The organism is Arenimonas sp., assembly GCF_047602345.1.
Lineage (GTDB): Bacteria > Pseudomonadota > Gammaproteobacteria > Xanthomonadales > Xanthomonadaceae > Arenimonas.
The window spans coordinates 20,799-41,194 of sequence record NZ_JASGHN010000010.1; the positions used below are offsets into that span (position 1 = coordinate 20,799).

The following is a 20,396-nucleotide window of genomic DNA, read 5'->3' on the forward strand; positions in this document are numbered from 1 at the left end:
ATCCGCCATGACCCAGTCCACGTGGCTCCATGAAAATTTCGAACACACCGGCTCCGCCTTCGGCCTGCGCATCGTGCGCAAGCTCGACGAGGTGCAGTCGCCGTTCCAGAAGATCGAGATGTACGAGAGCAGCGACTGGGGCAATGTCATGCTGATCGACGGCGCGATGATGGTCACGACGCGCGACAATTTCTTCTATCACGAGATGATGGCGCACGCGCCGCTGTTCACCCATCCGGCGCCGAAGAACGTCGTCATCATCGGCGGCGGCGACTGCGGCACGCTGCGCGAAGTGCTCAGGCACACGAGCGTGCAGACGGCCGTGCAGTGCGATATCGACGAGCAGGTCACGCGCATGGCCGAGAAGTATTTCCCGGAGCTTTGCGAGTCCAACAACGACCCGCGCGCGACGGTCATGTTCGATGACGGCATCGCGTACATGGCGAACGCCGCGCCGGAGAGCATCGATGTGATCATCGTCGACTCGACCGATCCGGTCGGCCCGGCGGAAGGCCTGTTCAACCGCGCCTTCTACGAGAACTGCCTGAAGGCGCTGCGCCCGGACGGCCTGCTCGTGCAGCAGAGCGAAAGCCCGCTGGCCCTGATGCACCTGATCCTGGACATGCGCAACGCGATGCGCGACGCCGGCTTCAAGGACTTCCGCGTGCTGCCCTTCCCGCAGCCCTGCTATCCGACCGGCTGGTGGAGCTGCCTGATCGCTTCGAAGGGGTCGCGCGACCTCGCCTCGTTCCGCAAGGCCGATGCCGCGGCAAAACCCTTCGAGACGAACTACTACACCGCCGATGTGCACCAGGGCGCGCTGTCGATGCCGCCGATCATGAGCAAGGCGCTGGGCGATTGAACATCGATGCAATGCAGGAGCGACGCAAGTCGCGACCGTTCCAAGAACAGGAAGCCCCGCGATGCGGGGTTTTCTTTTTCGCGCCGTGCGGTGGCCGCTACAACGCATCCCCGTCCAATTCTCCGGTGCGGATGCGCATCACGCGTTCGAGTTCGTAGACGAAGATCTTGCCATCGCCGATCTTGCCGGTATTGGCCGCGTTCTGGATGGCTTCGACGACGCGGTCGAGCTGGTCGCCGGTCACCGCCACTTCCAGTTTGATCTTGGGCAGGAAATCGACGACGTATTCGGCGCCGCGGTAAAGCTCGGTATGGCCCTTCTGCCGGCCGAAACCCTTCACCTCGGTGACGGTGACGCCGGTGACGCCGACCTCGCTGAGCGCCTCGCGCACGTCGTCGAGCTTGAACGGCTTGATGATCGCCATGACCATTTTCATCTGTCGACTCCCGATTCCCTGATGCGAAGCATAACGCGTTGTGAGACCCCCCTTGAGTCAAGGGGGCGGCCGGCGTGCAACGACGGCCGGGGTTGTGGCGAACCGGACATGCAAGCCCTGAGCGGGCACCGCCCGTTCAGAGGTTGTAGCCGCGTTCGTCGTGCAAGGCCAGATCCAAGCCCTGCGTCTCCTCGTCCGCCGTCACCCGCAAGCCGATCGTCCAGTCGATCAACTTCAGCAGTACGAAGCTGACGATCGCGGTATAGACCATCGTGAAGCCGATGCCCTTGGCCTGGATCCACAACTGCGCCGGGATGTTTTCCACCGTACCGAAGCCCCCGAGCGCGGGCGCGGCGAAGACACCCGTCAGCAAAGCGCCGACGATGCCGCCGACGGCGTGCACGCCGAAGACATCGAGCGAATCGTCGTAACCCAGGCGGCGCTTGAGCGTGGTCGCGCTGAAGAAGCACAGGGCCCCGGCGATCGCGCCGATGACCAGCGCACCGCAGGGGCCGGCGGTTCCCGACGCCGGCGTGATCGCCACCAATCCCGCCACCGCACCCGAGGCGATGCCGAGCACGCTCGGCTTCCGATGGATCGCCCACTCCACGAACATCCAGGCCAGGGCCGCTGCCGCCGTAGCGATCTGCGTCACGAGCATGGCCATGCCGGCGGTGCCGTTCGCCGCGACGGCCGAGCCCGCATTGAAGCCGAACCAGCCGACCCAGAGCATGCTGGCGCCGATCAGGGTGTAAGCGAGGTTGTGCGGCGGCATCGCCGTGTTCGGATAGCCCTTGCGCTTGCCCAGCACCAGGGCGGCGACGAGGCCGGCGACGCCGGCGTTGATGTGCACCACCGTGCCGCCGGCGAAATCGATCACGCCCCAGTCCCAGAGCAGACCGCCATCGCCGCTCCAGACCATGTGCGCGACCGGCGCGTAGACCACGGTGAACCACAGCGCCATGAACAGCAGCATCGCCGAGAACTTCATGCGCTCGGCGAAGGCACCGACGATCAGCGCCGGCGTGATGATCGCGAAACTCATCTGGAAGGTCACGAAGACGCTTTCCGGAATGGCGTAGCTGAGGCTATCGACCTCCAGGCCAGCGAGGAAAGCCCTGTCGAACCCGCCGACGAAGGAGTGCCAGTTCAGCGTGCCCTTGGCCATGCCGGCCGTGTCGAAGACCAGGCTGTAGCCATAGGCGACCCACAACACGCTGACCAGCGCGGTGACCGCGAAACACTGCATCAACACCGACAACACGTTCTTCGAACGCACCAGCCCGCCGTAGAACAGGGCAAGGCCGGGAATGGTCATGAACAGCACCAGGGCGGTGGCCACGATCATCCAGGCGGTGTCGCCGGTGTTCAGCGTGGGCGTCTGCGCGAGTGCCGGCGTGGCCGGCAACAGCATGGCGAAGGCAAAGGCTCGGGCGGATGTCCGACGCATCGGCGAGTTCCTGGGCGGTTGAGGCAATGAAGCCCGATGACGCGCGATTGAAAGCTCGCCGCCGCCATGGTCTATTAATGCCCCCACGCTTCGGCGATGCGGCCGTCGGAAAAGTCCCACTTGCGGACGCGCCAGCCCCCGACAGCGTCGGAATCCCTGCACGGGCATGCTGGCCACGACCTTCCGGAGACGAATCCATGATCGACCTCAAGGCCATCGATGACCTCGCACGCCGACTCAGCGAACTCGTACCGCCGGGTTTGAAGGACGCGCGCGACGACCTTCAACAGAACATGAAGGCCACGCTGCAGGCCGGGCTCGCCAAGCTCGACCTGGTGACGCGCGAGGAGTTCGAAGTGCAGCGTGCCGTGCTGTTGCGCACGCGCGAAAAGATCGATGCGCTCGAGCGCGCGGTAGAAGTGCTGGAAGCCAGGCTAGCTTCGCCTCCGCCCGAAAAGCACTGATCGCGATCCACCGCAATGAGTCTGGCGCTGGCCCACAGCCGCGCCCGGACGGGCGTGCACGCGCCGGAAGTCCGGGTCGAAGCCTATCTTTCGCCGGGCCTGCCTGCGGTACAGGTGGTCGGCCTTCCGGAAGCGGCCGTGCGCGAGAGCCGCGATCGCGTGCGCGCCGCGATCCAGTGTTCGCAACTGGAAATGCCGCAACGGCGCATCGTCATCAATCTCGCGCCGGCGGACTTGCCGAAAGACGGGAGCCGCTTCGACCTACCCATCGCCATCGGCATCCTGGCGGCGCAGGGCGACGTCAGCCTGGACGCGCTGTCCAGGTACGAATTGCTCGGCGAACTCGCCCTGACCGGCGAACTTCGCCGCGTCGATGGCGTGTTGCCTGCCGCATTGGCGGCGGCGCGTTCGGGCCGCGCGCTGATCGTGCCGGTCGACAATGGCATCGAGGCGGCGCTCGCTGGCGAAGCCGAGGTCTATACCGCGCGCACGCTGCTTGAAGTCGTCGCGCATATCAACGGCGTGAAATCGTTGCCGCAGGTATTGCCGGAAACGGGCACGGCCGCTCCGCTCGCCTATCCCGATCTCGCCGACGTGCGCGGCCAACTGCAGGCGCGACGCGCACTGGAGATCGCCGCCTGCGGGCAACATCACCTGTTGCTGATCGGCAGTCCCGGCTGCGGCAAGACCCTGCTCGCCTCGCGCCTGCCCGGCCTGCTTCCCGATGCCAGCGAAGCCGAAGCGCTGGAGAGCGCGGCCATCGCGTCTTGCAGCGGTCGCGGCATCGACCTTTCGCGTTGGCGGCTGCGTTCATTCCGTTCGCCGCACCATTCGGCCAGTCCGGCGGCGCTCGTAGGCGGCGGCGCCGAGCCTCGTCCCGGCGAAATCTCGCTGGCGCACAATGGCGTGCTGTTCCTCGACGAATTGGCCGAATGGGACCGGCGTTCGCTCGAAGTGCTGCGCGAACCGCTGGAATCGGGCGTGGTGACGATTTCGAGAGCGGCGCGCGCCGCCGAGTTTCCTGCGCGCTTCCAGCTCGTCGCCGCGATGAATCCCTGCCCCTGCGGTTGGGCCGGCGATCCTTCGGGACGCTGCCGTTGCCCGGGAGAAACCGTGCAACGCTATCGCGCCCGCCTGTCCGGCCCTCTGCTCGACCGCATCGACCTACATGTCGGCGTACCGCGTCTGGCGGCGCACGAGCTGCGCTCCGACGCACCCCGTGGCGAGACCACCGCGATCGTACGCCAGCGGGTCCTGGCAGCCCGCGAACGCCAGCTGCGACGCGCCGGCAAGACCAATGCCCTGCTGGATCAAGGCGACCTTGAGAAATATTGCGCCTTGTCCGACGGCGACCAACGCCTGCTTGAGCGTGCGATGGACGGCTTGCAACTGTCGGCGCGCGCGACCCATCGCATCCTGCGCGTCGCCCGCAGCATCGCCGACCTGGAAGGCCATCCGAACATCGGCACCTCGCAGCTGACCGAAGCCATCGGCTATCGGCAACTGGACCGTGGTCAGGGGCTTGGCGCCTAGGCGCTCGCGCGGTTTTGCGAACGCGCGGCACCCGGTGTTCGGTAAGATCGGCAGAACCTCGCTCCGCGCCGATCCCCTGCCCATGAACGCTGCCCATGGCCGCTGTCTTTGCGGCGACGTCCGCTTCGCCGCGAGCCTGCCCAGTCGCTGGGTGGCGCATTGCCATTGCACGATGTGCCAACGCAACAGCGGTTCGGCCTTCGTCACCTGGGTCGGATTGGACGAAACGCAGTGCCGGATCGACGACCCGGACTCCCGTCTGCGCTGGTACGAATCTTCGGCCGGCGCGCAGCGCGGTTTCTGCTCGCGCTGCGGCTCGACCTTGTTCTTCCGTTCCGAACGCTGGCGCGGCGAGCTGCATGCGACGCTGGCCAACTTCGATGGACCGGTCGATCGCCTGCCGCAGGCGCACGTGTTCTGGGATACGCACGTCGACTGGGTCGTGCTGGACGAGAGCGATGGCTTGCCGCGCAAGCCCGCACCCGAGGTCGACTGAAGATCGTCAGCCGCGCGACGATTTTCCCAAAGGATCGAACTCGGTCGTCGCCTGATCCGCAGTACGGCGGCCGAAACCGCCGACGACGATGGCGCCGGTGGTGATGCCATCGATCTCGAATAGCCGCTCGGCGCATTCGTCGTTGATCGCGCCGGTGACGAAAGCGCCGTATCCCTGCTCGGTCGCCGTGAGATACAGGTTCTGCGACAGATGCCCGGCATCGAGCTGGATTACTTTCCAGGCCTTGCTGTGGTTGCGGTATTTCCAGTAGTTGCGACGGAAACGCGCCGCCATCAGCACTAGCACCGGCGCGTTCGCGAACCAATGCTGGCCGGCGACCAGTTCGTGCGCCATCGCGGCCAGCTCGTCCGTCGGCGGCAGGCGCATCGGCTCCAGGGCATGAGCGACGGGTTGATAGTGGTACAAGCCCGGGGCGAGGCCATGCACCCGTTGCACGAGCAGATAGGACTCGATCGGATGCAAGCCGCCGCCGGATGGGCTGTTCTTCTTCAGCGCGACGATGCCGGGCGCAAGCTCCTGCGCGGCCTGCGCGCCGAAGACACGATGCATCAGCGCACTGAGGTCTTCTAGTGGCAGGTCGAACGACGGGTCGAAGTTCCTGCAGGTCGCGCGCCTTTCCAGCAACTCGTCCAGCGCGGTCTTGCGCGGAACAGGCAAGTCGCGCCATGTCTCGCGCGGCCGCATCGCCACCGTTTCAGGCGGCGGCATGCCATTGTCCTCGACCATGCGCCGCAAGGTGCGCTTGCCTTCGCGCGCCTCGTCCTCGGCGATATCCACGCCTTGCCAGCGTCCCAGACGCTGCACCAAGGTCGCGATGCCCCACCATCCGTCCTGCTGCAAGTCCGCTTCCGACCGTCGGAGTGAAGCGTGTTCGTCATGGTCCCCGATCAGCAGTCCCGTCGATACCAGTCGCCTGATGCGCGCTGCACCGAACTTGGCCTCGAGCTCCGATGCCTGCACCGCTTCGCTGTCGACGGCGGAGAAGATCGCCAGATCCTCGGCGGCGATGACAATCTCCTCGCCAAGGTGCGGAGCCATCGCCAACCATTCGTCCTCGGATACCACGCCCGCACCGCCCCCGACGAGGTCTTCCAACGAAAACCGCGGATGCTCGCGCAACTGGAAGTAAAGCAGTCTGGGGCGTTTCAATCGCATGGCCACACAGGATCGGTTCGGACGGTTCCTACAGGATAGAGGTTAGCGGCGCTGTTGCGTTCGACTGGGACAGCCGTTAGCCTGCCCTCACCTCCATCCGGGGTTACAGGGGAATCCTCATGGCTAATGGTTTTTCGCCCGATGTCGCCGACAAGCTGCTCGACAAACTGTCCAGCGACGACGATTTCCGCGAGCTGTTCCAAAAGAACCCGCGCGCCGCGCTACGCCAGGTCGGGCACGAAACACCCGACAACACGCGCGACGTCAAAGGTTCCGATCCGGTGCTCTGCTGCTACAACCTCAATGGCTTGGCGAGCAAGGAGCAGATCCGCGCCGGACGGGAGAAACTGCGCGGCTTCCTGACTAGCGCGCTGCCGCAGGCGAGCTTCGACCTCTGCGCGACGCGCTGATCGCGTCCTTCAAGCGGCCCGCGCGCTTGGCGGCAAAGCCCGGCGCGCTCGGCCAAGCCTTCGTGAAGTTCGCCAGCCAGCGCTCGGCGACTTCGGGTTGCCCCTGACTCGCAGCGATCTCGGCCGCATGAAGCAAGGCGAGGTCGGTTTCCACGACGTTGATGGGCTGCAGCATGAACTGGCTGTTCCATTCCACATAGGATCGTCCACGCTGCTTGGCCAGCCATTCGGCTTCCTGCAAGGCCTTCTCTTCGTCGCTGCCGCGCAAGTAGGCGCGCAGCAGCGACGAATGCACCAGCGCCAGCTCACTTCCGTTGACGCGCCCCTTCATTAGCGCGACCGCGCGCGGCACATCGCCCGCGTTGAGCGCGAGCTCGGCCTTGACCACGTAGGTCAGGTCGGCGATGGCCGGATAGGCCAGGCGCTCGCCCGACTGGCCGATCGCATCAAGGACGCGCATCGCCAGCGCACCATCCCCATGTCTGGCCGCGAGCACCGCACCGTACAGGGCCGCTACGTGCGCGTGCACGATATCCGCATTGTCCTTGTCGTTGGCATGGCGCAGCTCTTCGTCGACAAAAGCGCCGAGTCCCGGCAGCGCAACGCCATTGCCCTTCTCGTAAGACTGCAGACCCAGGCGCGTGCCGCGATACACCCGCGCCATCAACGGCGCCGATGCGGCCGCTTCCGACTCGAGCGCATCGAGCGCCTTCATGCCCTGATCCCAGCGCCCCTGGTCGAGCGCGTAGGTCACTTCCGGCAGGCGCATATCGAGATCCAGGCCACTGGCGCCGCTGCGCTCCTGCTTCTTGAGTACCCGCGTCGCTTCGGCGAAGCGTCGTTGCGCGGCGTAGACATCGGCATAGTCGCGATTGAACCCGCGCCCACCGAGGCTCTCGTACTTGCCGAAGGCCGATCTGGCCTCCTCGTAATGGCCCAGGCCCAGGTGGCTCATGCCGACGTTGTACATGACCGAAGCCATCGCAGGGTTCTGCGCGTTGATGGCCGGCTGCAGGGTTTGCAAGGCCTTTTCGTAGCGTTGCAGGAAATAGATCTCGACCTGCGCAGCGCGCAGGTAAGCCACGTAGGCGTCGGGGTAAGAGCGAGCGAAGGTCAGCCATTGCTCGACCGCCGGCTCCGGCGGTCCGAGCGATGCCAGATTGGCATCGAGCTGCATCGCTTCGCGGGTGGACAAGCGCGAACGATGTTTTAAGGCGATCTCGTAGTTTTCCCGTGCCTTGCCGTTGTCGCTCCCGCGCAGATAGATCTGGGCACGACCCGAATAGGCCATCGCGAACGCCGGGTCCTTCTCGAGGGCCAAGTCCAGCAAGCGCATCGCCTCGGTCAAGCGCGACTTGCGCGCCGCCTCGTTGGCCAGCGTGTATAGACGCAAAGCATCGAGATTCGCCGTCGTGACCTGCGCCAACGGCTTGCCGCTGGCCTGGATGTCGTTCATCGACTCGCCGAGGCGCTCGCGCAGCTCGGTGTTGACGGTGTCGAGTGATGAAAGCGTCGATTCGACGCCGCGCCCTTCGGCCGACTCGGCATAAACGGTAACTTGCGTGGCCGGATCGACCACTTCGATGTTCACGCGCAGCCGACCACCGACTTCCGCCACCGACGGCAACAACAGCGCGCGCGCGCCTTCGCGCAGCGCGATCTCGCTACCGACGGCGCGGTCTATCGTGGTCTGACCATCGCGACCCATGCGTTGCAACGCGGCCTGTACCTTCAACTCCGGCACCAGGTTCACATGGCGCGATTGCTCAAGACTGATGCGAAGCGCCGTGTCCAGCGACTGCTCAAGGCGCGGATCGGCGGTGAAGTTGCTCATGTCGCCGACCACGACCCAGTCGCGCTCATGGAACGCGATCGCCGGCGGGCTCTTGAACACCGAATAGAGGGAGCCGCCGATCAGCCCGCAAACCAGGATCGCTTCGGCCGCCAGTACCGGCGGGCGACGCCAGAGCGGCACTTCGCGCCAGGCCTTCGCGCCGGATGGCGGCTGCCTCAGCGGCGCGACACCCGTCTCCCCGACCTCATGCACCACCATCGGCGCCGGGACGCCCTTGAAGCGATACCGGCCATGCACGAGCCAGCGCAGCTTTTGCGAGCGCTCGCCCAGTTCGGCCTGCGCACGTTGCGCCAGGGTCTGCGCCATGCCCGACAACAGGATCTGCCCCGGCATGGCCAAGGACATAAGGCGCGCCGCCACCGGCTTGGCCAATCCCTCCACTTCGAGCGGCTTGGCACCCGCCGCCACGGCCTGCGGCGGGTTTTCCCAGGTCATCACCTCGCCGACATGGATGCCGACCCGCGCCTGCAGGTTCAGGTTCTCCTGCCGCGCCACATCGGCGAGCGATCGCTGGTAGCGCAAGGCGAAATCCACCGCCTGCACCGGTCGCTCGAACAGGGCCAGCAGGCCATCGGCCTTGTCGATCAGGCGACCGCCGGTGAAAGCCAGCAGGTCGCGGACATGCAGGTCGAGCCGTTGCATCATCGCCGCCGCCGCCACATCGCCCAGGCGCTCGATCAACGCGGTCGAATCCGCGAGGTCGGCCATCACCAAAGTCCGCAGCACAGGCGTGACGACGGCACCGTTGCCGGAATCGGCTTGGCGGGGCATGGCGTTCATCGGCTCGTCGTGCACGTGGGCGGCATCATCATTGGCTGCAACGCAGCAAAGGCCTGCGGCAGGCCACGCAAGAACAGGGGTTCGGTCGACTCAGCGTCGCAGGCGCCACGCACCGCCGCCCTGAGCCTTGGCCTCGTAAAGCGCGGTGTCAGCACTGCTGTACCAAGCGGACCAGCCGCCGGGATCGGAGCAGAATGCGCCCCCGACGCTGACGCTGAGGCGGTGGTCGCGCAGGCTGGGCAGGCGCAACGCATTGATCGCCGCCATCAGGCCGAGCGCGCGGTTGGCCAGTTCGCCGTCGTCGGCGACGCGCAACACCACCGCGAACTCGTCCCCGCCGAGGCGGCAAGGCAATTCCATCGGTCCGGACAGGCGCCGCACTTCTTCGGCAACCGCGCGCAAGGCTGCATCGCCCGCCAGATGGCCGCAGCGGTCGTTGATCTTCTTGAAATGGTCGATATCGATCAGCAGCAGAGCCATCGTCTGCCCCGCCATCGGGAAGCGGCTGCTGTCGTCGAGGTAACGATACAGTCCCCGGCGATTCGCCAGGCCGGTCAGATCGTCGCTGCGCACCAGCTGCTGCGCCACCGACAATTCGCTGCGCGTCTGCCGCAGGGAATCCAGCGTCTGCATCAGGTCTTCGTTGCGGCGGCGCAAGCTTTGCACCAGTTGGTGCTCGCCGGCGACGAGGTAGGCGAAGCTGTGTTGCATGAAGCGCGCCACGATCGCCGGCTCGGCTTGGAACAGGCGCTCGAAGGCCTCGTGACTGACCTCGTAAAGCACGCCCGGCGTCTCGACCACGGCGCGCGCCGACCGCTGGTGCTGCCCAATGAACACCGCCAGCTCGCCGAAGTACTGCCCCGGTCCCAGCAGCTTGTCGGCCAGCCCGTCGTCGAAGCTCAAGCGCACTTCGCCGGTATCGATCAGATACATGCTGCGGGCGGCGTCGCCGCGCAGGAAAAGCTCTTCACCGGGCAAGACAGCGCGACTTACCGCCACGCTGGTGAGCACGCGCTGTTCTTCGGGCGTCAGGACGGCCGGCAGCCGGGCATCGCCGCTGCGCAGGGTCTGGCTTTGCGAAAACAGGTCGGCGGCGGCCACGCTGCGCTCACTGGCTGGGAAGGTGGAGTGTAACGAAACTTCGCCCGCCCACCAGCTACCAGAGTGCGAATTCGCACAAGGGCCGGACAAGCCGGCCCTTGTCTTTCGGTCAGGCCGCCTTGACCTCGGCGTCGCCGTGGAACTGCTCTTCTTCGGTGGAGCCCTTCAATGCCGTGGTCGAACTCTGACCGCCCTGAATCGCCTGGGTGACCGAATCGAAGTAGCCGGTACCGACCTCGCGCTGGTGCTTGACGGCGGTGAAGCCCAGTTCGGCGGCGGCGAATTCCGCCTCCTGCAGTTCCACGAACGCGCTCATCTGCTGACGCGCGTAGCCATGCGCAAGCTTGAACATCGAATAGTTCAGGGCATGGAAGCCGGCCAGGGTGATGAACTGGAACTTGTAGCCGTAGGAAGCGATTTCCTTCTGGAACTTCGCGATCGTCGCGTCGTCGAGGTTCTTCTTCCAGTTGAAGCTCGGCGAGCAGTTGTAGGCCAGCAACTTGCCCGGGTACTTCGCATGGATGGCTTCGGCGAACTTGCGGGCGAACTCCAGATCGGGTTTGCCGGTTTCGCACCAGACCAGGTCGGCCCAAGGCGCGTATGCCAGGCCGCGGCTGATCGCCTGGTCCAGGCCATTGCGCGTCTTGTAGAAACCTTCGACGGTGCGTTCGCCGGTGACGAAGGGCTTGTCGTTGTCGTCGATGTCGGAAGTCAGGAGGTCGGCGGCCTCGGCGTCGGTGCGCGCCACGATCAGCGTGGGCACGCCCATCACGTCGGCGGCCAGGCGCGCGGCAATCAGCTTCTGCACCGCTTCCTGCGTCGGCACGAGCACTTTGCCACCCATGTGGCCGCATTTCTTCACCGAGGCCAGCTGGTCTTCGAAATGCACGCCGGCGGCGCCCGCCTCGATCATCGACTTCATCAGCTCGAAAGCATTGAGCACGCCGCCGAAACCGGCCTCGGCATCGGCCACGATCGGCTGCAGCCAGTCGATGCTGTCGTTGCCTTCGGCATGATGCAGTTGATCGGCGCGCAGCAGGCAGTTGTTGATGCGCTTGACGACCTGCGGCACCGAGTTGGCCGGATACAGCGACTGGTCCGGATACATCTCGCCGGCGAGGTTGGCATCGGCGGCGACCTGCCAGCCGGAAAGATAGATCGCATTCAGCCCGGCCTTGACCTGCTGCATGGCCTGGTTGCCGGTCAGTGCGCCGAGCGCGTTGACGAAGGGCTTCTCACCCAGAGACTTCCACAACTTTTCGGCACCGAGGCGCGCGATGGAGTGATCGATGGCGACGGTGCCGCGCAGGCGCACGACTTCCTCGGCACTGTAGCCGCGCGAAATGCCCGCCCAACGCGGATCGGTCGCCCACTCGTTCTTCAGTTGTTCGGCGCTGGGGAGGGTCTTACTCATGGCGTTTTCCTTGGTGGATTGCTGCTTGTTTCCCTGCCCGATGTTCGGGAAGGGCCGGGGTGGGGGTTAGGGAGCCGATGCTCGACTACAAGCGCTCATAAGCGGCTTCCGTCAGGAAGTCGGCCAGTTCGTCGGCATGCGTCAACTGGTCGAGCAGGGCGATCGCATCGTTGATCTTCGCGCCGCCCGGCAGGCGCATGCGGTCGGCGAGCTTCGACGGCAACGACATCAGGGCGCGATCGAACAGGGACATGTCCACCGGCGTGCCATCGTCGAGGTGCAGCGGCTCGCGGCCATCGTCGGCGTAGTGCATCCACTGCCAGAGCTGGGCGCGGCAGATTTCCGCCGTCGCGGCGTCTTCCATCAGCCAATGGATGGGCACGCATCCCTGCCCATCCAGCCAAGCGGCGAGATAACGCACGCAGACTTCCACGTTGCCGTCGAAACCGGCGCGGGTGATCGTGCCGACGCTGGGGCGGATCAGGGTGTCGCGATCGGCGATCGCATCCTCGCGCAACACGTCGCGCTGGTTCGGCCCCGGCATATGCGCGTCGAAGATGTCCTTCGCCAGAGGTATCAATGCCGGGTGCGCGACCCACGTCCCGTCGTGACCGGCCGTGACTTCACGCAATTTGTCGGCACGCACGCGGTCGAGCGCGCGCTCGTTGGCCTCCGTGTCGCCGCTGATCGGGATCTGCGCCGCCATGCCGCCCATCGCATGCGCGCCACGACGATGGCAGGTGCGGATCAGCAGCTCGGAATAGGCCTTCAGGAAAGGCTGCGTCATCGTGACCTGGCCACGCTCGGGCAAGACGCGATCGCGATGCCGGCGGAAGGTCTTCAGGTAGGAGAAGACATAGTCCCAGCGCCCGCAGTTCAGGCCGGCGATCCGGCCGCGCAGCGCGTGCAGGATCTCGTCCATCTCGAACACGGCCGGCAGCGTCTCGATCAACACCGTCGCCTTCATCTGGCCGATCGGCAAGCCGAGGCGCACTTCGATGAAAGCCAGCGCCTCGTCCCACAGCGCGGCCTCCTCCATGCACTGCATCTTGGGCAGGTAGAAGTACGGGCCGAGATCGCGCGCCGCGAGCGCATTCGCGTTGTGGAACGCGAACAGGCCCAGGTCGAACAGGGAACCGGACATGTTTTCGCCGTCGACCGACACATGCTTCTCGTCGAGGTGCCAGCCGCGCGGACGCACCATCAGCACGGCGAGGCCATCGGTCTTCAGGACGTAATGCTTGCTGCCGTCCGGCGCCATCCAATCCAGCGAACCGGCGACCGCCTTGCGCAATGCGCGCTGTCCGGTCAGCAGATTGATCCAGGTCGGCGCCGTCGAATCCTCGAAGTCGGCCATGTAGCAATTCGCGCCCGAGTTCAGCGCATTGATGACCATCTTCGGCTCGACCGGCCCGGTGATCTCGACCCGCCGGTCCAGCAACGCCGCCGGAAGTTCGGCCACCCGCCAGTCGCCCTCGCGAATCGCCCGGGTGTCGGGACGGAAATCCGGCAGCTCGCCGGCATCGAATCGGGCCTGGCGCTCGCGGCGGGCGGCCAGGCGCTGCCGGCGCACCGGCTCGAAGCGGCGATGCAATTCGGCCAGGAAACGCAGGGCCTCGGGAGTCAGCAGGTCTTCCTGGCCGGCCATCGGCGGCGCGGTCAGGCGCAGGCCGGAGGCATGGGCGGCGTCGGACGGGAGTGGCGTGGAGTTCATGGTTCGACCGTAGTTCCTGTGGTTTTATTTGACAAAACAAATATTTGAATAGATTGTATTAACAATCAATATAAACAATCCGATCAACTGCTTAGGCAGGAGCGTTTGTTCTAATCACGGCCCCCCTGCCGGCTTGCCTGCTGCAAGCCCGGGCCTGCAACAGAGGCGACCCACCGCAGGCGAACCCATGGCCGATCGACCAGCACGTTTCTACTACAAGGGCGATCGGCTCAAGCCCCTGAAGGCCTTTTGCCAGGCGGCCCGCCTGGGCTCCGTATCGCGCGCGGCCGAAGCCCTGTTCCTGAGCCAGCCGGCGGTGACCCTGCAATTGCAGGCCCTGGAGCGCGATCTGGGGGTGGCCCTGTTCGAGCGCATCGGCCGGCGCCTGTCGCTGACCCGGGAAGGCGGCGTGCTCTACGAGTTGGCCCGGCCGCTGATCGAGGGCTTGGATGGGCTGGAAGGCGAGTTCCGCAGCCGACTGAAAGGCCTGCAAGGCGGCGAACTGCACGTGGCCGCCGGCAGCTCGACCATCCTCTACTTGCTGCCGCCCCTGGTGCAGGCCTACCGCGAAGCGCATCCGGAGGTGCAGTTGGTGCTGCACAACGTCACCGGAAAGGACGGCCTGGCCCTATTGCGCAGCGACACCGTCGACCTCGCGGTCGGTTCCATGCTCGATGTGCCCAGCGATCTGAGCTATGCGCCGGTGTATTCCTTCGACCCGATGCTGATCATGGCCAAGGACCACCCCCTCTCGCGCAAGCAGCCGCTGCGGCTGGAAGATCTGTCGCCGCACGGCCTGATCCTGCCGCCGAAACGCCTGACGACCTGGCGCCTGGTCGATCTCGTGTTCCAGCAGCGCCGCGTGCCCTACACCGTCGCGCTCGAGGTCGGCGGCTGGGAAGTCATCAAGCAATACGTCGCGATGGGCCTCGGCATCTCCATCGTCACCGGCATCTGCCTGACCGAAGCCGATCGCCATCGCCTGGAAGTGCGCAACTTGCGCGAGTATTTCCCGCCGCGCAGCTACGGCGTCGTCGTGCGCAAGGGCAAGTTCCTTTCGCCGCAGGCGCGCGCCTTCGCCGACCTGGTCAAGCCCGGCGTGTTCGAACGCCAGGACTATTTCGATTCGGGGCCATCCAATCGCTGAACGCCGCGCTCAGAACACGTCGCGATTGCGGCCGCGATACGGCCGGAACTGTTCGCGCGCGCGCAACAGGTCGGCCTCCAGATCGTCGCTGAGTTCGAGCAAGGGGCCGAGACCGATGGTCTTCTCCGCATAGTTCAACCAGGCGCAGAACACCGGTACGCCAGCGCCGCGCGCGATCTTCCAGAAGCCGGGCTTCCACTTCTGCACGCGGCGGCGCGTGCCTTCCGGCGCCAGCACGAACCACATGCGCTCGGACGCGATGATCTTCGCCACAGCCTGCTCGACGATGCCCGCCGGCGCGGCACGGTCGACGGGAAAACCGCCGAAGCGGCGCAACAGCCAGCCCAGCGGGCCCCAGAACGCTTCCTTCTTCGCCATGAAATGGATGTCCACGCCCATCGCGACTTTCGCAGCGATGCCCCAGATCGCATCCCATATGGAGGAATGCGGCGCGACGATGACCACCATCTTCGCCAGATCGGGCCATTGGCCCGTCACTTTCCAGCCGCCGATGCGCAGTACGCTACGGCCGATCCAGCGCGTGAACGCATTGCCGCCGCTGCGCGCCGCCTGCGGCGGAAGCTCCGGAACGACGGCGCTCATGCCTCGCTTTTCCAGCTGGAAGACGAACGCCCTTTCTTGACGCCCGAACGCTCCTTCTTGCCGGTGAGCCGGCGCTCCTTCGATGCGCGCGTCGGTTTCGTCGCAACGCGTTTCTTCGGCACGACGAGCGCGGCGCGGATCAGGTCCGCCAGGCGTTCGCGTGCATCTTCGCGGTTGCGTTCCTGCGTGCGGAAGCGCTGCGCATTGATCACGATCACGCCGGCATCGGTGATGCGTCGATCGCTCTTGGCCAACAACCGCTCGCGCACCGCCTCGCTCAACGCCGACGACGTCGCCGCATCGAAGCGCAGTTCGACCGCCGTCGATACCTTGTTGACGTTCTGGCCGCCGGGACCGGCGGAACGCACGAAGCGCTCGACGAGCTCGTGCGCAGGGATGATCAGCGATGGCGTGACGTGCAGCATGCGTACTTCGGCGTAGGGATGCCGGCATCTTAGCAAGCCGATCGGGGATACCGCGGTTCCGGGGCCGGCTTTTCGCGACAAAAGATCAGGGTCGGGGCAGGCCGAAGAACCGCCTCGCCGTCCCGGTCGTGATGGCGGCGGTCTGCGCCGGCGTCTCGCCGCGGTCGCGCGCCAGCTCCTCGACGATGTGGCGCAGGTACATGGGCTCGTTGCGCCGGTGCGACGGCGCCGGTTTGACCGTGCGTGGCAACAGATAGGGCGCATCGGTTTCGATCATCAGGCGATCGGCCGGGATGTGGCGGACGATCTCGCGCAGATGCAGGCCGCGACGCTCGTCGCAGAGCCAGCCGGTGATGCCGATGTGATAGCCGGCGTCCAGGCAGTCCCGCATCTCCTCGTAGGTACCGGTGAAACAATGCACGACGGCCGGGCCGAGACGGCCATCGAAGGACTTCATGATGGCCATGAAATCGGCATGTGCTTCGCGCTGGTGCAGGAACAGCGGCTTGCCGGTTTCGGACGCCAACTGCAGCTGGCGCTCGAAGGCGCGTCGTTGGGCGGGACGCGGGGAGAAATCGCGGAAGTAGTCCAGTCCGCATTCGCCGACCGCCAACACCTCCGGCGCCGCATGCAGCTCGCGCATCTCGGCATCGCCTTCGTCGGTGTATTCGAGCGCGTGGTGCGGATGCACGCCTGCCGTCGCATACAGGAAGCCGGGATGCGCGCGGGCGATTTCCAGCGCGTGGCGCGAGCCGGCGCGACTGGCCCCGGTCACCATCATCTGCACGATGCCCGCAGCGCGCGCGCGCGCTAGCATCGCGTCGAAATCGTGCGCGAAGCTTTCGTGGCCCAGGTTGGCGCCGATGTCGATGAGTTCGAGGGGAGCGGACATGCTTCTGATGCGTGCGGTGCGTGCCCGATTTTAGCAGGCGCATCGCCATAGGCGGACGGCAATGGCTTGCAGACCGTAGAATCCTCCGGTGCGTCCCGCCGATTTCCCCATCGCCCCGCTGCTGCCCGAAATCCTGCGCTCGCTCGACGCGCATCCCCGTCTCGTGCTCGAAGCGCCCCCGGGCGCAGGCAAGACCACGCAGGCACCGCTGGCCCTGCTCGATGCCGGGTGGCGCGGCGACGGCCGCATCCTGATGCTGGAACCGCGCCGCGTGGCGGCGCGCGCCGCCGCCGGCTTCATGGCCAGGCAACGCGGCGAGGCCCTGGGCGAAACGATCGGTTACCGCATCCGCTTCGAGAACAAGGTCTCGCCGCGCACCCGCGTCGAGGTCGTGACCGAAGGCATCCTGACGCGACTGATCCAGGACGACCCGACGCTCGAAGGCGTGGCGGCGATCGTCTTCGACGAGTTCCACGAACGCCATCTCACCGGCGATCTCGGCCTCGCGCTCGCGCTCGACGTTCAGGCGCAATTGCGCCCCGACCTGCGCCTGCTGGTGATGTCGGCCACGCTCGACGGTGAGAAGCTCGCGCGTTTCCTCGACGCACCGCGCCTGACGTCGGCCGGGCGCAGCTTCCCGGTGGTCGTTCGCCACTATCCGGCACGGCGCGACGAGGCCCTGGGATTCCAACTGCGGCGCTGCGTGGAATCCTCGCTGCACGAACACCCCGGCGACATGCTGGTCTTCCTGCCTGGCCAACGCGAGATCCAGGACGCCGAACGGCAACTCGGCGCGAACCTCGGCGACGATGTCGTGCTCGTGCCCTTGCATGGCGAACTGCCGGTGGAAAAGCAGGGCGAGGCCCTGGCGCCCGATCCGCAAGGTCGCCGACGCATCGTGCTAGCGACGAACGTTGCCGAATCCTCGGTCACCCTGCCCGGCGTGCGCGTGGTGATCGACAGCGGGCTCGCGCGCGAACCCCGCTTCGATCCGAACAGCGGCTTCTCGCGCCTGGAAACGGTGAACATCTCTCAGGCCTCGGCCGATCAGCGCGCCGGCCGTGCCGGCCGCGTCGCCGAAGGTTGGGCCTATCGCCTCTGGCCCGAATCGCAGCGACTCGAACCGATGCGCACGCCGGAGATCGCGCAGAGCGAGTTGTCGTCGTTGGCGCTGGAACTCGCGGCCTGGGGCAGCGACGCCCTGCGCTTCGTCGACGCGCCTCCCACCGGCGCGATCTCCGCCGCACGCGACCTGTTGCAGCGGCTGGGTGCGCTCGATGGCGATACGCGCATCACTGATTTCGGTCGCCGTGCATTGCGGATCGGCACGCATCCGCGCCTGGCCGCGATGTTGCTGTCGGCGCGGGGCGAGGACGAACAAGCGCTGGCCTGCGATCTCGCGGCACTGCTGGAAGCACGCGATCCGCTGAGACAACGAAGCGACGATTGGGCTTCGCGCTGGCGCGCCTTGGCTGCGTTGCGCCAAGGCCGCGCACCGCAAGACGCGAGTCGCGGGGCGCTCGCGGCGATCGACCAGGCGGCGAAGCAATGGCGCCGCCGCATTCGTTGCGAGCGAGCGCCTGCCGATTCGGTGCCGGCGCATCTGCTCGGCGATCTGTTGCTGCATGCCTTTCCCGATCGCATCGGTCGCCAGCACGCCGGCGATCCGCGTCGCTATCAACTCGCGAACGGCCGCATGGCCCGCATCGCCGACGACAGCGCGCTGTACGGCGAGCCCTGGATCGTCGCCACCGAGCTGCGTTATGAAGCGAAGGATTCCTTCGTACAGCGCGGCGCGCCCTTGGACGAAGCGCGACTCGAACGCGACTTCCCGGCGCGTTTCGTCGAACAGGACATCGTGCGCTGGGACGCCGACGCGCGCGCCCTGGTGTCGCGCCGCGAAAAGCGCTACGACCGCATCGTGCTGGAAAGCAAACCCGCGGGCCGACCGGATCCCGCCCTGGCGGCGAAGGCGCTCTGCGAAGCCGTCGTCGAACTTGGGCTGCAGGCCTTGCCGTGGACCGAGGCCCTGAAGCAGTTCCGTCAGCGCGCGATCTGCCTGCGCGAATGGATGCCGGAACTCGGACTGCCGGATTTCTCCGATGCCGCCCTGCTCGCCGCGCTCGGCGACTGGCTGGCGCCCGCTTTCGCCGGCAAGACGCGGCTCGATGCGCTAAGCGAACAGGAGCTCGGCGATGCGATGCGTTCACGATTGGACTGGTCGCTGCGGCAAAAACTCGACCAGTACGCGCCGACGCGCCTGAGCGTGCCTTCGGGCATGGAACGCAGCGTCGAATACCTGCTGGACGATCACGATCGCCCCGCCCCTCCGGTGCTGGCGGTGAAACTGCAGGAACTGTTCGGACTCGCCGATACGCCGCGCATCGCCGACGGGCGCGTGCCGGTGCTGTTGCATCTTTTGTCGCCAGGCGGAAAGCCGTTGCAGGTCACGCAGGACCTGCGGGGCTTCTGGGAGCGCACCTATCCCGAGGTGAAGAAGGAAATGAAGGGGCGGTATCCGCGGCACCCCTGGCCCGACGATCCTTGGACCGCCACCGCCACGCATCGAGCCAAGCCGCGCGGCACCTGATTCGCGACCCAGTGTTTACCTCCTGCCCTGTCCATCCGTCTGTGTATCAACACAGGCGAGGAAGGCGGATGCGGATGAAACGGTTCTTGATCGCGACGACGGTGCTGACCGTACTGCTGCTCGGTGGCGCGATCGCCGTCATCTATCCCGCGCAGCGCGCCGATCTCGGCTGGCGCCCGGCGGTACGACCCGCCAGTTTCGCCGGCGAGCATTCGCCGAACGTGGTGATCGACGCCGCGCATCACAACGCGTCGGATGCGCGTTGGTGGGGTCGCTACTGGCCGTTCGCAAAACTGCTGCGTTCCGACGGCTACCGCGTACGGACCGGCGAGAGCCGTTTCGATGCGTCATCCCTCGCCGCCGTCGATGTGCTGGTGATCGCCAATGCGTCCGGCGGCGCCAAGCCGCAGTTCTTCGGCATCAACCTGCCCGTCGGTGGCGCGTCCGATCGCGCGGCACCGGCGTTCACCGCGGCAGAGATCGCCGCACTGCGCACCTGGGTGGAACAAGGCGGCAGCCTGCTGCTGATCGCCGACCACGCGCCTTTCGGCGCCGCCAATCGCGAACTCGCCGCCGTGTTCGGCGTGACGATGGGCGCTGGTTTCGTCGAAGTGCCCGATGGAAAGTCCGATCCCTTGCCGTTCTCGCGCGGGAATCGTCGCCTCGGGTCGCACCCCATTCTCGACGGCGGCAGCGGCCTCAAGCGAATCGATCGGCTCGAAACCTTCACCGGCCAGTCGCTGCAGGGCCCGCCGGGCGCGACGATCCTGATGGCGCTGCCGCGCGGCAGCGAGGAATACATCGACGACGGCAGCGGCGCGCTGAAACCCGTGCCCGCGCTTCCGGCGCAAGGGCTTGCCTTCGCTTTCGGCCGCGGTCGCATCGTCGTGCTCGGCGAAGCGGCGATGCTGACCGCCCAGGTCGCCGAAGGCGTTCCTTTCGGCATGGATACGACGCGCAACGACAACGAGGTTTTCGCGCTCGCCGTGCTGCACTGGCTATCCGGCGCGGACAAAGAACACACTAGACAAGACGCCACGAGGTAATG

18 protein-coding genes are annotated in these 20,396 nt (G+C 66.2%); 8 read left to right on the forward strand and 10 right to left on the reverse strand.

The window, feature by feature from the left end:
- The first annotated feature begins 7 nt into the window (after positions 1-7).
- Positions 8-862, forward strand: a complete 855-nt coding sequence (speE, locus tag QM707_RS12935; RefSeq protein WP_415002289.1) for a polyamine aminopropyltransferase — start codon at positions 8-10, stop codon at positions 860-862.
- Positions 863-959: 97 nt separating this feature from the next.
- Here the strand turns inward: speE and glnK are convergent, their stop codons facing one another.
- Together glnK and QM707_RS12945 are read right to left on the reverse strand one after the other, a co-directional pair.
- On the reverse strand, positions 960-1,298 hold the full coding sequence (gene glnK / locus QM707_RS12940; RefSeq protein WP_415002290.1) for a P-II family nitrogen regulator: 339 nt from the start codon (positions 1,296-1,298) through the stop codon (positions 960-962).
- A gap of 136 nt (positions 1,299-1,434) precedes the next feature.
- Positions 1,435-2,748, reverse strand: a complete 1,314-nt coding sequence (locus QM707_RS12945) for an ammonium transporter (protein ID WP_415002291.1) — start codon at positions 2,746-2,748, stop codon at positions 1,435-1,437.
- Positions 2,749-2,945: 197 nt separating this feature from the next.
- Between QM707_RS12945 and ubiK the strand changes: the two genes are divergently transcribed.
- The 3 genes from ubiK (at position 2,946) to QM707_RS12960 (ending at position 5,241) form a co-directional block, all read left to right on the forward strand.
- Entirely contained in the window at positions 2,946-3,212 is a 267-nt protein-coding gene (ubiK, locus tag QM707_RS12950; RefSeq protein ID WP_415002292.1) for a ubiquinone biosynthesis accessory factor UbiK, read from the forward strand.
- A gap of 15 nt (positions 3,213-3,227) precedes the next feature.
- Positions 3,228-4,745: a YifB family Mg chelatase-like AAA ATPase gene (locus QM707_RS12955; RefSeq protein WP_415002293.1), complete on the forward strand. Its 1,518-nt coding sequence runs from the start codon at positions 3,228-3,230 to the stop codon at positions 4,743-4,745.
- An 82-nt stretch (positions 4,746-4,827) separates the two neighbouring features.
- The gene (locus QM707_RS12960; protein ID WP_415002294.1) at positions 4,828-5,241 is read left to right on the forward strand and encodes a GFA family protein; all 414 of its coding nucleotides are present in this window, start codon (positions 4,828-4,830) and stop codon (positions 5,239-5,241) included.
- A gap of 6 nt (positions 5,242-5,247) precedes the next feature.
- Here QM707_RS12960 and QM707_RS12965 read toward each other — a convergent pair whose 3' ends face one another.
- Positions 5,248-6,411: a putative peptide maturation dehydrogenase gene (locus tag QM707_RS12965; RefSeq protein ID WP_415002295.1), complete on the reverse strand. Its 1,164-nt coding sequence runs from the start codon at positions 6,409-6,411 to the stop codon at positions 5,248-5,250.
- A gap of 125 nt (positions 6,412-6,536) precedes the next feature.
- Between QM707_RS12965 and QM707_RS12970 the strand changes: the two genes are divergently transcribed.
- Complete coding sequence (locus QM707_RS12970) at positions 6,537-6,827, forward strand: NHLP-related RiPP peptide (protein WP_415002296.1); 291 nt, start codon at positions 6,537-6,539, stop codon at positions 6,825-6,827.
- Here QM707_RS12970 and QM707_RS12975 read toward each other — a convergent pair.
- The 4 genes from QM707_RS12975 to aceB form a co-directional block, all read right to left on the reverse strand.
- Positions 6,781-9,462, reverse strand: a complete 2,682-nt coding sequence (locus tag QM707_RS12975; RefSeq protein ID WP_415002297.1) for a putative peptide modification system cyclase — start codon at positions 9,460-9,462, stop codon at positions 6,781-6,783. The two genes, QM707_RS12970 and QM707_RS12975, sit on opposite strands and share 47 nt — an antisense overlap.
- Positions 9,463-9,552: 90 nt before the next feature.
- A complete protein-coding gene (locus QM707_RS12980; protein ID WP_415002298.1) occupies positions 9,553-10,563 on the reverse strand; it encodes a diguanylate cyclase domain-containing protein in 1,011 nt (336 codons plus the stop codon).
- Positions 10,564-10,672: 109 nt separating this feature from the next.
- Entirely contained in the window at positions 10,673-11,977 is a 1,305-nt protein-coding gene (gene aceA / locus QM707_RS12985) for an isocitrate lyase (RefSeq protein ID WP_415002299.1), read from the reverse strand.
- 85 nt (positions 11,978-12,062) lie between these two features.
- Positions 12,063-13,691: a malate synthase A gene (aceB, locus tag QM707_RS12990; protein ID WP_415002300.1), complete on the reverse strand. Its 1,629-nt coding sequence runs from the start codon at positions 13,689-13,691 to the stop codon at positions 12,063-12,065.
- Between the two features lie 187 nt (positions 13,692-13,878).
- On the opposite strand from aceB, the gene QM707_RS12995 reads away from it, so the two are divergent.
- Positions 13,879-14,838, forward strand: coding sequence for a LysR family transcriptional regulator (locus QM707_RS12995; protein ID WP_415002301.1), 960 nt, complete (start codon positions 13,879-13,881; stop codon positions 14,836-14,838).
- A 9-nt stretch (positions 14,839-14,847) separates the two neighbouring features.
- Here the strand turns inward: QM707_RS12995 and QM707_RS13000 are convergent, their stop codons facing one another.
- From QM707_RS13000 to QM707_RS13010, 3 genes are all read right to left on the reverse strand, one after another.
- Positions 14,848-15,441 carry a 1-acyl-sn-glycerol-3-phosphate acyltransferase gene (locus tag QM707_RS13000; protein WP_415002302.1) on the reverse strand — a complete coding sequence of 198 codons (594 nt, stop codon included), beginning with the start codon at positions 15,439-15,441 and terminating at the stop codon, positions 14,848-14,850.
- The gene (gene arfB / locus QM707_RS13005) at positions 15,438-15,866 is read right to left on the reverse strand and encodes an alternative ribosome rescue aminoacyl-tRNA hydrolase ArfB (protein WP_415002303.1); all 429 of its coding nucleotides are present in this window, start codon (positions 15,864-15,866) and stop codon (positions 15,438-15,440) included. The genes QM707_RS13000 and arfB overlap by 4 nt, the downstream gene beginning before the upstream one ends.
- 85 nt (positions 15,867-15,951) lie before the next feature.
- Positions 15,952-16,758: a TatD family hydrolase gene (locus QM707_RS13010; RefSeq protein ID WP_415002304.1), complete on the reverse strand. Its 807-nt coding sequence runs from the start codon at positions 16,756-16,758 to the stop codon at positions 15,952-15,954.
- 88 nt (positions 16,759-16,846) lie between these two features.
- On the opposite strand from QM707_RS13010, the gene hrpB reads away from it, so the two are divergent.
- Entirely contained in the window at positions 16,847-19,348 is a 2,502-nt protein-coding gene (gene hrpB / locus QM707_RS13015) for an ATP-dependent helicase HrpB (RefSeq protein ID WP_415002305.1), read from the forward strand.
- 74 nt (positions 19,349-19,422) lie between these two features.
- Complete coding sequence (locus QM707_RS13020) at positions 19,423-20,394, forward strand: hypothetical protein (protein WP_415002306.1); 972 nt, start codon at positions 19,423-19,425, stop codon at positions 20,392-20,394.
- Positions 20,395-20,396: the final 2 nt, after the last annotated feature.

Excerpts from the sequence above, each read along its gene's own strand:
- speE (WP_415002289.1), top strand. The coding sequence starts at position 8 with ATGACCCAGTCCACGTGGCTCCATGAAAATTTCGAACACACCGGCTCC.
- glnK (WP_415002290.1), bottom strand. The coding sequence starts at position 1,298 with ATGAAAATGGTCATGGCGATCATCAAGCCGTTCAAGCTCGACGACGTG.
- QM707_RS12945 (WP_415002291.1), bottom strand. The coding sequence starts at position 2,748 with ATGCGTCGGACATCCGCCCGAGCCTTTGCCTTCGCCATGCTGTTGCCG.
- ubiK (WP_415002292.1), top strand. The coding sequence starts at position 2,946 with ATGATCGACCTCAAGGCCATCGATGACCTCGCACGCCGACTCAGCGAA.
- QM707_RS12955 (WP_415002293.1), top strand. The coding sequence starts at position 3,228 with ATGAGTCTGGCGCTGGCCCACAGCCGCGCCCGGACGGGCGTGCACGCG.
- QM707_RS12960 (WP_415002294.1), top strand. The coding sequence starts at position 4,828 with ATGAACGCTGCCCATGGCCGCTGTCTTTGCGGCGACGTCCGCTTCGCC.
- QM707_RS12970 (WP_415002296.1), top strand. The coding sequence starts at position 6,537 with ATGGCTAATGGTTTTTCGCCCGATGTCGCCGACAAGCTGCTCGACAAA.
- QM707_RS12975 (WP_415002297.1), bottom strand. The coding sequence starts at position 9,462 with ATGAACGCCATGCCCCGCCAAGCCGATTCCGGCAACGGTGCCGTCGTC.
- aceA (WP_415002299.1), bottom strand. The coding sequence starts at position 11,977 with ATGAGTAAGACCCTCCCCAGCGCCGAACAACTGAAGAACGAGTGGGCG.
- aceB (WP_415002300.1), bottom strand. The coding sequence starts at position 13,691 with ATGAACTCCACGCCACTCCCGTCCGACGCCGCCCATGCCTCCGGCCTG.
- QM707_RS12995 (WP_415002301.1), top strand. The coding sequence starts at position 13,879 with ATGGCCGATCGACCAGCACGTTTCTACTACAAGGGCGATCGGCTCAAG.
- QM707_RS13000 (WP_415002302.1), bottom strand. The coding sequence starts at position 15,441 with ATGAGCGCCGTCGTTCCGGAGCTTCCGCCGCAGGCGGCGCGCAGCGGC.
- arfB (WP_415002303.1), bottom strand. The coding sequence starts at position 15,866 with ATGCTGCACGTCACGCCATCGCTGATCATCCCTGCGCACGAGCTCGTC.
- QM707_RS13010 (WP_415002304.1), bottom strand. The coding sequence starts at position 16,758 with ATGTCCGCTCCCCTCGAACTCATCGACATCGGCGCCAACCTGGGCCAC.
- QM707_RS13020 (WP_415002306.1), top strand. The coding sequence starts at position 19,423 with ATGAAACGGTTCTTGATCGCGACGACGGTGCTGACCGTACTGCTGCTC.